The organism is Salinimicrobium marinum (assembly GCF_014651535.1).
In the GTDB taxonomy this organism is placed as follows: domain Bacteria; phylum Bacteroidota; class Bacteroidia; order Flavobacteriales; family Flavobacteriaceae; genus Salinimicrobium; species Salinimicrobium marinum.
This window is the reverse complement of record NZ_BMXB01000016.1, coordinates 1-12,104: the sequence shown is the minus strand read 5'-3', so window position 1 is coordinate 12,104 and position 12,104 is coordinate 1. Positions and strand designations below refer to the sequence as shown.

General features: G+C 39.1%; 8 protein-coding genes. 3 read left to right on the top strand and 5 right to left on the bottom strand.

The features are described from left to right. Genes IE056_RS15155 through IE056_RS15145 form a run of 3 tightly spaced genes read left to right on the top strand, consistent with a single transcriptional unit; the run spans window position 1 to window position 4,239 of the window. Entirely contained in the window at window positions 1-1,425 is a 1,425-nt protein-coding gene (locus tag IE056_RS15155; protein WP_189605573.1) for a SusD/RagB family nutrient-binding outer membrane lipoprotein, read from the top strand. A gap of 30 nt (window positions 1,426-1,455) precedes the next feature. Continuing rightward, the gene (ggt, locus tag IE056_RS15150; protein WP_189605572.1) at window positions 1,456-3,138 is read left to right on the top strand and encodes a gamma-glutamyltransferase; all 1,683 of its coding nucleotides are present in this window, start codon (window positions 1,456-1,458) and stop codon (window positions 3,136-3,138) included. 27 nt (window positions 3,139-3,165) lie between these two features. After that, complete coding sequence (locus tag IE056_RS15145; protein ID WP_189605571.1) at window positions 3,166-4,239, top strand: alpha/beta fold hydrolase; 1,074 nt, start codon at window positions 3,166-3,168, stop codon at window positions 4,237-4,239. Between the two features lie 305 nt (window positions 4,240-4,544). Here the strand turns inward: IE056_RS15145 and IE056_RS15140 are convergent, their stop codons facing one another. The 5 genes from IE056_RS15140 to IE056_RS15120 form a co-directional block, all read right to left on the bottom strand. Further along, on the bottom strand, window positions 4,545-6,788 hold the full coding sequence (locus tag IE056_RS15140; protein WP_189605570.1) for a S9 family peptidase: 2,244 nt from the start codon (window positions 6,786-6,788) through the stop codon (window positions 4,545-4,547). A gap of 16 nt (window positions 6,789-6,804) precedes the next feature. Then, window positions 6,805-8,193 carry an aminopeptidase P family protein gene (locus IE056_RS15135; RefSeq protein WP_189605569.1) on the bottom strand — a complete coding sequence of 463 codons (1,389 nt, stop codon included), beginning with the start codon at window positions 8,191-8,193 and terminating at the stop codon, window positions 6,805-6,807. 14 nt (window positions 8,194-8,207) lie between these two features. Continuing rightward, window positions 8,208-9,884, bottom strand: a complete 1,677-nt coding sequence (locus IE056_RS15130) for a M1 family metallopeptidase (RefSeq protein ID WP_189605568.1) — start codon at window positions 9,882-9,884, stop codon at window positions 8,208-8,210. 373 nt (window positions 9,885-10,257) lie between these two features. Then, window positions 10,258-11,565, bottom strand: coding sequence for a SusR-related protein (locus tag IE056_RS15125; RefSeq protein WP_505973599.1), 1,308 nt, complete (start codon window positions 11,563-11,565; stop codon window positions 10,258-10,260). After that, on the bottom strand, window positions 11,547-11,948 hold the full coding sequence (locus tag IE056_RS15120) for a hypothetical protein (protein WP_189605566.1): 402 nt from the start codon (window positions 11,946-11,948) through the stop codon (window positions 11,547-11,549). Before IE056_RS15120 ends, IE056_RS15125 begins: the two co-directional genes overlap by 19 nt. Between the last annotated feature and the right edge of the window lie 156 nt (window positions 11,949-12,104).

The window sequence follows — 12,104 nt, the reverse complement described above, 5'->3', positions numbered from 1 at the left end:
ATGAAAAAGATTATTTTAATTATTCCGATCATCCTCTTTTTAGGCTGTACAAGCGATATTACTGATCTGAATGAAGAAACGAAAAGAGCTGCAACTGTACCTCAGGGACCTTTATTTTCTAACGCAATTAAAACCTTGTCTGATGGTTTAGCTACTGCCAGTATAAACATGAACATTTATAGGCATTTTGTCAGTCATTGGGCTCAAGCTGTCATCCAGCAGGAGACGAATTTTGATTATATCACTAGGGCTATCCACGAGAATTGGTGGGAAATGCTGTACAAAGATGTTTTAACAGATTTGGAAGAGGCTAAATCCATTATTTCGGAAGATGCTACCTTATCTCCGGGGCAACAAATGAATCAGACGGCAATGGCCGATATAATGCAGGTTTATGCATATTACACTCTTTTAACTACATATGGTGACATTCCTTATTCAGAAGCATTGAATGATGAAACTTTATTTCCGGTATATGATGATGCTCAGACGATTTATTATGACCTACTGGAAAGGCTGACAGAAGATATCAATAACCTAGATCCCTCCTCTCCGGGGTTTTCTTCATCAGAAGATATCATTTATCAGGGAAATGTTTCTCACTGGGTTAATTTTGCGAATTCACTAAAGCTGAGAATGGCAATGACCATTGCTGATGTTGATGAAAATACAGCTCAAACTGCTTTCTTGGAAGCAAATCCAGAAGCAATTTCCTCTCCAGAGGATAATGCTTTCATTCAATACTACAGTTCGACTCCAAATAACAATCCATTATACGATCAATTAGTTTTAGCCGGCAGAACTGATTTCATTGCTTCCGAAGCTTTAATGAGCCAGTTAACAGATTTAGATGATCCGCGTTTACCAGGGTTCTTTGGGGTAAATGAACAGGGTGAGTATGCAGGAGGCGTGCTTGGCCAACAAAATAACTATGGGAATATGTCCAAACCAAGCGAAAGAGTGGCAGCTCCAGACGCTCCACATGTTCTTATTGATTATGCTGAGGTGGAATTTCTTCGTGCTGAAGCTTTGGAAAGAGGTTTCGATATTCCTGGAACTGCAGAAGAACATTACAACAATGCGGTAACAGCTTCAATTCAATATTGGGGAGGTACTCAAGAAGAAGCTGAGGAGTATTTGAATCAACCTGAAGTAGATTATAACACTGCTTCCGATGACTGGAGAGAAAAAATAGGCGTACAAAAATGGGTTGCTTTATACAACCGTCCTTTTATGGCCTGGGTAGAGATAAGAAGATTAGATCATCCACAACTGGAACTACCTGTTGCAGCGGTTTCCGGTTATCCTAACCGATTAAGATATCCTGGAAATGAGCAACAACTGAATAATGACAATTATAGTGCAGCGGCTTCGAATATAGGAGGAGATGAGACAGAAACTAAGTTGTTTTGGGATGTATTTTAAAAAAAATAACATTATATCAATCGAAACCGAATGAATAAGTATCTAGTAGTACTGTTTTTGATAATCCAATTTACAGCTTTTGCCCAAGACCGACTGACAGGAAGAAATTTCGCTACCCGGTCAGAGGTGATCGCAAGTAATGGAATGGTCGCTTCTAGCCATCCTTTGGCAACCCAAATAGGGGTGGATATTTTACAACAAGGAGGGACAGCAGTAGATGCAGCCATTGCAGTTAATGCTGCTTTAGGACTAATGGAACCAACCGGGGGTGGAATAGGTGGTGATCTTTTTGCTATTGTTTGGGATTCAGAATCTAAAAAGCTCCACGGCATTAACGCCAGTGGAAGGTCCCCCCAATCGTTAACTATAGAACATTTTAAGGACAAAAATTTGAAAAGCATTCCTTCAACAGGCCCACTTCCGGTTTCTGTTCCTGGTTGTGTTGATGGTTGGTTCGAATTACACAGCAAGTTTGGCAAATTACCTATGACGAAAATCCTCGCTCCTACTATAAAATATGCTGAAGAAGGATTCCCGGTTACAGAACTAATCGCTTATTATTTAAAAGGATCTGTAAACCGTTATATGAGGCAATTTCCAAATGTGGAAGAAACTTATACCAACAATGGAAAAGTTCCGGATAAAGGAGATCTTTTTAAGAACCCCTTTCTAGCATCCACATATAGAAAATTAGCCGAAGAAGGAAGAGACTCTTTTTATAAAGGGGAAATCGCGGTCACAATTACAGACTTTATAAAAGAGCAGGGAGGGTTTTTATCTGTGGAAGATCTGGAAAGCCATACCTCAACTTGGGTTGATCCAATTTCAACCAATTACAGGGGATATGACATTTGGGAGCTGCCGCCAAATGGGCAGGGTTTGGCCGCACTTCAAATGCTAAACATTATAGAAGGTTTCAGTTTCGATGAGATTTCCTTTGGGAGTGCGCAGCATTTACACATAGTAAATGAGGCTAAAAAATTAGTCTATGAAGACAGGGCAGAATATTATGCAGATCCAGAATTTGTTGAGGTACCCGTAGAACAGCTTTTATCAAAAGATTATTCAGAGAAAAGAAGAGAGTTAATCAATTTAGAACGGGCAGGAGAATTTAAAGCAGGAAAGGTCGACCATACCGGTACAGTGTATCTTACGGTGGCGGATAAAGACGGAAATATGATATCTCTGATCCAAAGTAATTATAGAGGAATGGGTTCGGGAATGGTACCGCCAGAACTGGGTTTCATGTTACAAAACAGAGGAGAATTGTTCGATTTGGAGGAAGGGAAGCCAAATTCCTATGCTCCTGGAAAGCGACCTTTTCATACCATAATTCCAGGCTTTGTGACTAAGAATAATGCGCCGTACCTAAGTTTCGGAGTGATGGGTGGTGATTTTCAGCCTCAGGGACATGTTCAAATTATTATGAATCTTATTGATTTTGGAATGGGTCTGCAGGAAGCAGGGGACGCGCCCAGATATGAGCACGTTGGCTCCTCTTCGGTAACGGGAGAACTTTCCGAGGGTAAAGGAGAAATTTTAGTTGAAAGTGGTTTTGATTTTGAAGAAACTCTAAAATTAATGGCCCTAGGACATAAAGTTGGCTTTGGTGGTTACTATGGGGGTTATCAAGCCATTCTATATGATGCTGAAAGAGGCGTTTATTTTGGAGCCTCTGAATCAAGAAAAGACGGCCATGCGGCCGGATATTAATTTAATAATAAACAAAAATTAGCAATTATGAATAATTTTCTACTATCATTATTTCTATTTCTAGGAAGCTTTAGTTTGGTTGGGCAAGATTATCCAACTCCTGTGGAAGGTAATTATGTTATTGATGGATTTGAATTTGAAAGCGGTGAAAAATTGAAGAATTTAAATCTTCATTATACAACCCTGGGAAAACCCATTAAAGGTAAAGATGGAAAAGTAAATAATGCCGTTTTGATCAAGCACGGCACAACCGGAACGGGGCAGCAATTTTTGAGTTCAAGATACGCGGGAAACCTGTTCGGTCCGGGCCAGACTTTGGACGCAAACAAATATTTCATAATCCTGACAGATGACATTGGCCATGGACAATCTAGCAAACCAAGTGATGGTTTGCGCATGGACTTTCCAAAGTATACTTATGATGATATGGTCCGTGCCAACTATAAATTATTGACAGAGCATTTAAAAATAGATCATTTACGTTTGGTTACTGGTACTTCTATGGGCGGTATGCAGTCCTGGGTATGGGGATATACATATCCAGATTTTATGGATGCTATTATGCCCTTGGCAAGTTTACCGGTAGAAATAGCGGGAAGAAATAGGATGCAACGGGCAATGATAGTTAAATTGATCAAAATGGATCCTGAATGGCAAAATGGCAATTATCAGGAGCAGCCAAAAGTTGGTTTATCAGGAGCTATAGGGCAACTAATGTTTATGGTGAGCAGCCCTCTCCAATGGCAAAAACGTGCCCCTACAAGAGAAGAATCGGAAGAAATGCTGAACAACCTTCTTAAGAGGTATTTATCAATAATGGATGCCAATGATATGATCTACGCCTTTGAATCATCACGTAATTACAATCCCGCGCCTCATCTATCTAAAATAAAAGCCCCCGTAATTGCTGTTAATTCTGCTGATGATCAAGTTAATCCTCCAGAATTAGGTTTAATGGAAAAAGAAATCCAAAAAATTGAAAATGCAAAATTTGTACTGCTTCCTATAACAGAAAAAACCAGCGGCCACGGAACTCATTCTAATCCTACCATTTGGGGGAAATACCTTGAGGAATTATTAGCCATCTCAGCAGAAAAATAAGTATACGGCTAGCTTATTTCAATAAAAATTTAGTGTTGATTGTTTAATATTTGAATAGCCATCATCGGCTCGGGCAAAACCCAAGCCGATTTTTTTTGATATAAGCATCGGCTCCAAATTATAAATTATTTTAGGAAGAAAACTTTGATCAGATGAAGATTCATTGCACCTTTCTATAAGCAATTTCCCATCCAGGTGGCTAACCTTAAAAGGTATTCACTATTTGCTGTTCAATTCCAGTTTTGAACGCAACTTTTATTTGTATTCCGATAATACTAAAGAAGAATGGCACAATTAAACCCGGATCATTTATTATACTCTAAAAGAAAACTTGTCATCAAAGCATACAAATGCCGTTGAGTATTTTTTCCCTCATAAATCCCATGGGAACGGTTAGGGTAAGACATCATCTGGAATTGCTTATTGTGACGAATTAACTCATTCACTAGGTATTCCATATTCTGGTAGTGTACATTGTCATCTCCCGTGCCGTGAATGATCAGTAAGTTACCCTCCAGATTTTTTGCATATGTGGCAGGAGATCCTTCTACAAAATCCTGAAGGTTCTCTTCCGGCAAACCCATATAGCGTTCCTGGTAAATATTGTCATAAAATAACTGATTGGCTACTGCTGCCACTGCAATTCCTGTATTGTATATTTCGGGATAACGAAACATCAGGTTTAAGGTCATAGAACCTCCACCGCTCCAACCCCATACGGAAACTTTTTTATTATCTATAAAACCCCATTTTAAAACTTCCTTCGCAGCCAGAGCTTGGTCGCGGGTATTTAAAACTCCTACTTTCCGGTAAATACTTTTTCGCCAGTCGCTCCCTTTTAAAGAAGGAGTACCTCTGTTATCCATATTTATAATTATGAACCCCTGCTGAGCAAGAAAAATATCATACAAGCCTATCCAGGTATCGGTTGCCATTTGCCCCCAAGGTTCGCCGTACACGTGAAAAATTACAGGATACTTTTTTGAAGGATCAAAATCTGCCGGCTTTGTCATTCTTCCCTCTACTTCCACTCCTTCTGAAGTGGTTATCTGGAAAAATTCTACCACAGGCAACTGAAGGGTCTTCAGCTTATTCTTCAACTTTTTATTTTTTAAGAGCTTACTAATGGTTTTGTGCTGCGGCAGACTAATAAGCTCAACGGTATGAGGTTTATCAACATTCGTATGAGTGTGGATAGCATACTTTCCGTTAGGTGAAATATTGTAGGTATTAACACCGTCAAAATATTCTGGTGTCAATCGCTGTACTTTCCCTTTTCCGTTTAGCGAGGCACTATATAAATAACGTTGGGCAGGATTATCGGGAGAGGCACTAAAATAAATCGCTTTTTCGGAAAGGGCATAATAAGTGGCAACATCATATTCTCCCGGAGTTAGCAACGTCTTGCTTCCATCTTCGATATTAACCTTATAAATGTGACGCCAACCGTCATTTTCAGTCATTCTTAGAAATGCCAGATTTTTATCAGTAAGTAAAAAATCATTGTTCCCCCATTGCTTAGAGGAAATATCAGGGTACCGTAGGTCTACCCAGGTCTCTTCATTTTCAGTATAAATCTTTTTAAAGGTTTTTGAAGAGGGTTTGTAGGTGTAAATATTCAGCTCATTTTGCTTTCGGTTGAGCTGCTGAATGAGCAAAAGGTCATCATTCACCCATTGCATTCCTGGCAAATAATGTTGTACGGCATCACCGGGAACAGGGATCCATGTAATTTCTCTGGAATTCACATTGACCACTCCCACTTTAGCCGAAGAAGGATTTTCACCAGCCTTAGGATATTGAAGCGGAATAAGCTTTGCATAGGTAGAATCGGTATTATTGATCATATAAAAAGTACCTATTTCTGAAGCATCCAATTGCCAGAAAGCGATTTCTTCAGCATCAGGACTCCAGGTAAAGCCGTCGCGCATACCGAATTCCTCTTCGTATACCCAGTCAAAAGTTCCATTGATAATATCTCCGGTACCATCGGCTGTTAGTTGGGTAACCTCTCCTGTAGAAAAATTTTCTTTGTAAATATTGAAATCTTGCACATAAGCCACAAAAGCATTGTCATTAGAAAATTTCGCAAACATCAAAGAAGACGAAGAGAAAGGTTTTCCTATTTGCTGTAACCTGCCGGTCTCAAAATCATAAACCCAATAGTCTCCTTTAGTATTGGATCTCCACACCCTGCTGGTATTGGTGAATATCAGCAACTTTGATTCATCAGGAGAAAGTCTAAAATCTTCTATTTTCAATCCTGTGGTTTCCCCTTCCGGCGTGATTTCTGCTGCTGATAGGTACAAACTTTTTTTATTGTTCTTGCTGGAATATTTTATAAGTTGATCTTCTCCTTCTTTTGTACTTTCTATGGTCACAAAAGCATCTCCTTCTTCAATCCAGAATATTGGCCGCTGATTTTCACTCCGAAACTCAGCCGAGTTATAAATGCGATCAATTGTAAGCAAAGAATCTTCAACATGTTGCGCAGGAACTACTCCTGTGACAAAATAAAATAGGGCAAGTAGGAAAAAAGGTCTTTTCACGTTTTTATGGAATTAATTAATGTTTAAGATTCTCAATATCTTCAGGAGTTTTTGCCAGAGGATCTCCCAAGAGCTGACTTCCGGTTTCTGTAATTATAAAATCCTCTTCCACACGAATTCCGCCGAAATCCCTAAATTTTTCTATCTCATCATAATTCACAAAATCCGTATATTTATTTTGCTCCTTCCATGAGTCGATCAAAAAGGGATTAAAATACAACCCAGGTTCCACCGTAAGGACGTACCCTGATTCCAATGACTTACCAAGCCTTAGAGATTTAAGCCCGAATTCAGTGCTTTTCTTCAAATCTTCAGTGTATCCGACATATTGCTCTCCTAAGTTTTCCATATCGTGTACATCCATTCCCATCTGGTGGCCCAATCCACATTGAAAGAAAAGGGAATGAGCACCGGCAGCAACAGCTTCCTTAATATCACCTTTCATTAATCCTATTTCTTTAAGCCCCTCCGCAAGTTTTGTACTAGCCAAAAGATGTACATCTTTAAAGAACACCCCGGGTTTGAGTGCTTCTATGGCTGTATTATGTGCACTCAATACAATATTATAAATCTCCTTCTGCAAAGGCGAAAAAGCTCTCCCGGCAGGAAAAGTTCGTGTCATATCACCAGCATAATTCATTGCAGTTTCAGCCCCGCAATCACAAAGGATGATATCACCTTCTTCAATCACTGCATTTGTAGCATGGTTGTGGAGATACTGACCGTTTTTTGTTAGAATAATGGGGAATGAAATATTACCACCACCGCCTATTGCTATAGCCTGGAGGTCTCCGGCAATTTCTTTCTCTGTTTTGCCAGGCACAGCATTTATAATAGCATATTTATGCATTTCTGCGGTTATATTTACGGCTTTATGCAGCTCCTTTATCTCTTCGGAAGACTTTACAGAACGTTGGTTTACCACTGCCTTTATAAAAGTTTCCGACTTTTTATTATGCACCTCCTGCACCGGAATATCCAGAAAAGTACTTAACTCAACTGTAATTTCTGACCTGTAAGGTGGAAGGTAATGAACATTCCTTCCTTTTTGTTTTTGATCCTTCAGAAAAGATGGAAGGTCCCTGATTGACTTAACAGTTGATATTCCTGATTTTTCAGCAAAAACCGCAAGGGGCTCAACGGCACCAGTCCAAACCATTTCTTCAGGGGTAGGATCATCTCCAAACAGGATCTCCCGGTTGTTATCAATATCTATTAGAAAATAAATATTCGCAATGTTGTTTATTCCGGTGTAATATAGAAAGCTACTGTCCTGCCGGAAGGGATACCAGTTATCTTTATAGTTCATACTACTCTCCCCATTTCCAGGAAAAAGCAAAACTCCTTGTTTTACATTGTTCTTTAAATTCCGCCTACGGGCAACATAAGTGTCTTTTGAAAACATGAATTTCTTAATTTTTATAATTCGAGCGATTTCACTTCCTTCACCTCCACATAATACATTTTCTCTATAGCTTCCGGAGTGAATAACTCCTTTTCATCAGGACTTACTGTGACCTGCTGCCATTCCAGGTTTGGAACAATCCTGATGTCAGCATTATTATTCTTTAGGGATATAGGCAGGTTGAATCCTTTGATACTGTTAGACCATTTGTAATACACTTGATTGTTTTCAATATCTTTAAAAAGGTTTAATTGCGGAATCTGAGTCGTTGTCAAATATTGTTCAAAAACCTTTGAGTAGTCATAACCGGCTTTTTCTGAAATGTAAGCCTGAATCTGGCTGCCATCAACAGTTTCGTGATAGAATGATTGATTTAATCCTGCCAATATATTCCTGAATAGCTGATCGTTATTGATGCTGTGCCTTATGCTGTGTAACATATTACCACCCTTGGGATACATATCTCCGCTACCCTGTCCGTTCACTCCATAAGCTGGAATAATAGGCTTATCGTTTCGAATACCCTGCCTGATTCCATAATTATATTCGTTTGCAGCTTCTTCTCCAAACATGGAATCTACAAAAAGGGTCTCACTATAATTGGTAAAGCTTTCATGGATGTACATATCGGCAAGGTCATTCGTCGTAATATTGTTACCAAACCATTCATGTCCACTTTCATGGATTACGATAAAATCCCATTTCATTCCCCATCCTGTTCCCGAACCGTCCCTTCCTCTATAGCCAGGCTTATAATGGTTCCCATAAGCTATGGCTGACTGATGTTCCATACCGGTGTGTTCAGTTTCTATTATTTTATAACCATCTTCATAAAAAGGGTAAGGCCCAAACCAGTATTCAAAACTATCAAGCATATTGTGCACTTCCTTTGGCAAATAATCTTTGGCTTTATTTTCATTGTAATCCAGCACCCAATAATCAAGATCCAGATTTCCTTTCAAGCCTAAATAATTTCCTTTAAAATTAACGTAATGTCCAATATAAGGTATGATATTATAATTATTGATAGAGTTTTCCACTTCCCATTTGTAGGAAAGCTTTTCATTTAAAGCTTTCTTCTTTTCAATAAGTCTTCCGTTCGCTACAGCCACAAGATCATTGGGAACAATCATAGTAAGGGAAGCTCCTTTATCCGGTTCATCGCTTTGATGGTCTTTGTTGGGGTACCAAACAGAAGCTCCCAAACCCTGGCAGGTAACCGTCATCCAAGGCCTGCTCAGCGAATCTTTGGTGAAGGTCCATCCTCCATCCCAAGGTGCACGAACCGCTTCACGGGGTTTTCCGTGATAAAAAACAGTAATTTTATTTACAGAATTTAGCCGCTGATTTCCTGTTTTTACATGCCAGGCACTGCCCTCTCTTGTGAAAGTGAGTTTCTGTTTATCATTATAAATAATACTGTCAATTTGCAGTGGCTCCTGCAGGTCAATCTGCATATAAGGTGAATGTTTTTCTTGTACGATTTTATAGGTAATAATATTTTTCCCGGTAGTCATCTTTTGATGAAAATTAGGTTCTATAGTAATGTCATACCTCTGAACATCCCACCATTCTCTTTCTGCATTTAAGGAGCCTCTCAAAGAATCGGTATGAGTTAATTGTGAATCATTTTTTTGGGCGACCCCCTGAAATGAAATCAAAAGGAAAATAAAAAAGCAGCTTCTTTTCATACTGATAAAAGGTTATAAGATAATGTAAGTATATAATCTTATCCAACTCTCCCAAATTTGTAAATAATATGCATCTAATCCAATTCAAATTGCATTTCTTGTTAATAAAGTATTATAATTGGATAAAATCCTATTCAATATGTTTTGAAAAAAAATTTGGACAACGGCAGCCCGGCAAAAAACCTTGATTAAAAAAGTTATATCTGCTATCCCAGAATTACAGTCCATTAACCAATTATCTCCTCAAGAATCAAATTTTTGGTCTTCAGGGTAATTTGTCATGAGTTTTTGCTCCCCAACTGTTGCCCACTCCTGATTGTTTGAAATCTATACTAAGATTTACTAGAATTTTATCAGAGAGAATTAATCTCCCTCAGAGAGATTTTATCGACATTATCTTCTTCTCAAAATCACTTCCGTAATTTGATTTCGATCTAATACGGGTTTTATAACTGTAGATGGTAGCTACTGTGAGATCCAGAAAATCGGCAATTTGGTTTGCATCCTGGATCCCAAGCCGGTAAAGGGCAAAAATCCGCATCTCCGTGTTTAGAAGGATGCCAGCTCTTATTTCCCGCTGTTGTCCTTCTGGAAAGAGACTATTAAAATCCTCTCGAAATGTAGGAAAGAGCTTCAAGAAAACTTCATCAAATTCCCTATGTAGGCTCTCTCTTTCTTTCTTGACGCTGTATTTCTTAAGATTTTTTAAAATTTCCTCCGACTTTTTGGCCAAGATTTTTTGTGTGGTGGTTTTCTGTAGCCGGTCGATTTTCTTAATTAGGCCTGAGGTGGCACTGAGGAAATAACGAATGTACTCCTCTTTAACTGTATCAGATTCCTGAAGATTTGAATTCAACTCCTGTAGCTTAATGTTAGATTCTGCCAGCGCTTTTCTTGATTGGTTCTTTGCCTTAAGCTGTGTGAAAATTATCACAAGGAATGTAATAACTGCGAAGGCCAAAACTCCCAGAATGAAGGCTATTCTTTCAAGTTTATCATTTTGTTCTTCTATCCTTATTTGTTGTGCTTCTTCAATGATGGGCAAGATGGAAGAGATCTCAAGTTTCCGGTGCCGTGCTTTATAGACAGTAGCATCCTCCATTGCAGCTCGGATATACTTGTTCGCTTTTTCTAAGTCTCCCTTTATGTATAGTTGGTTGGCCAAATTTCGTAAGGCTACGTTTTCCATCGTTGCGTTCTTTACGTCGGCTATCGCCGCTAAAGCAAGGTAATGGATCGCCTGATCTGTGAAACCTGTCTGCGAATATATATGTCCTAAGCTTGAAGTCGCAACTCCTCTGAATTCCGGAGTGAGGTCAAAATTATTGATCCAGTAGGTAAAAGCAAATTTAGCTCCATTCCAGTTCTGGTGCTTCATCCTGCGAAGACTTTCCGCTGCCCAATATAACGAGGAATCGGGATCGGGGTATTTTAAAGCTTTTTCAATATGCCAGTTGCCTTTTCTAATATAATCTGTACTGAATTTCGGATCTTTTGTATAATCCGCTAAATCATAATAGGAGCGGGCGGTGACATAATGATAACGATATTTTTCTCTCTCAGCAAAAACCTCAGGTTCTATGCTATTCAGGGTGTCAATGGCTTCCTTGAACAAACCTGCTGATAGTAAGATAAAACCTTCCTGAATTTTAGCTTTTGACACTAATACAGGGTCTTCCACCAAATGCGCATTAGCCTTTGCTCTTTCCAGATAATAATAAGCGGAAGCTGCTGGAACTGTCTCTCCGTTTTAACTGCGGGTAACTGGTGTTTCTTTCGGACCCAGGATACAAAATTAAAAACTGTCTTCTGGGATACTACAGGAAAATCGGGATAGTTCTCCTTAAGCCAGTCATGCATCTGTGCTGCAGGGGTGTTTCTAAATTCTTCAAGACGCTGCCTGACAAAATCCTCAAAGGGAAGTAGTTTCTTCTCTCTATTGGTTTGTTTAATCAGGAATTCTTCATACTCCGCTTCGCTCATCGACAGGTATTTGGATACCGTTCGTCTGTTGAGCACTAAGAATTCACTGATCTTGCTAATGGAATGCCCTTCACGGTGCATTCGGTGGATTTCAAAATAAGTTGCATAATCCGCTGAAAGCGGACAGGCGTTCTAATTTAGCCCCCAATAAGATCGGAGTGATATTTTAAATTTCAATTTATACCTTTGAAATATGAAATACAAGAGATGGAGCTTATCAGAAAAGTTAGAGATATT

What these genes read in the sequence shown, in the direction of transcription:
- IE056_RS15155 (WP_189605573.1), top strand. Translation starts at nt 1, where the DNA reads ATGAAAAAGATTATTTTAATTATTCCGATCATCCTCTTTTTAGGCTGT.
- ggt (WP_189605572.1), top strand. Translation starts at nt 1,456, where the DNA reads ATGAATAAGTATCTAGTAGTACTGTTTTTGATAATCCAATTTACAGCT.
- IE056_RS15145 (WP_189605571.1), top strand. Translation starts at nt 3,166, where the DNA reads ATGAATAATTTTCTACTATCATTATTTCTATTTCTAGGAAGCTTTAGT.
- IE056_RS15135 (WP_189605569.1), bottom strand. Translation starts at nt 8,193, where the DNA reads ATGTTTTCAAAAGACACTTATGTTGCCCGTAGGCGGAATTTAAAGAAC.
- IE056_RS15130 (WP_189605568.1), bottom strand. Translation starts at nt 9,884, where the DNA reads ATGAAAAGAAGCTGCTTTTTTATTTTCCTTTTGATTTCATTTCAGGGG.
- IE056_RS15120 (WP_189605566.1), bottom strand. Translation starts at nt 11,948, where the DNA reads ATGCACCGTGAAGGGCATTCCATTAGCAAGATCAGTGAATTCTTAGTG.